Source organism: Helicobacter sp. L8, assembly GCF_003660355.1.
In the GTDB taxonomy this organism is placed as follows: Bacteria; Campylobacterota; Campylobacteria; order Campylobacterales; family Helicobacteraceae; genus Helicobacter; species Helicobacter labacensis.
Window position 1 is genome coordinate 1 of record NZ_QXQR01000065.1, and the last position, 426, is coordinate 426.

Genomic DNA, 426 nt, shown 5'->3' on the forward strand with positions numbered 1-426 from the left:
CCTCTTTGAGCGCGCCCGGGCGCACTTTCACAATGGCGTTATCTAAAGCCATTTGTTCTATAAACTCATCAATGTTCAAAACGCTATCTTCTTCAAACATCGCCTTAAAACTCCCCATCATATTCCCCATTCTGTTCTCGGCAAAGTTGATGTAATCTTGCATGGGTTTGATGTCTCTGAAAAGCCCATAATAGCGATTCTTCTCATCTATGTAGAACTTGGCGACAATGAAGGGGTGCAAACCATTTTTAAAGGGCTTGGGCTCAAATTTGTAAATGCCCGCTTGTTCATTCCATAAATACCTATTCCACACCCACTCCCCCCCCTCAAACTCTTTAACCCAGCTTTCTATCACGCGCGCTAATCTCTCTTTTTGGGGGCGGCTAGATAGAGCACCTCGCTACTGGGCAATAAAGCCTTAGCGCG

General features: G+C 45.5%; 1 pseudogene. It reads right to left on the reverse strand.

Annotation, left to right across the window (positions count from 1 at the left end):
- A pseudogene (locus EAO37_RS09065) lies at positions 1–411 on the reverse strand (portal protein); the annotation flags it as partial.
- Between the last annotated feature and the right edge of the window lie 15 nt (positions 412–426).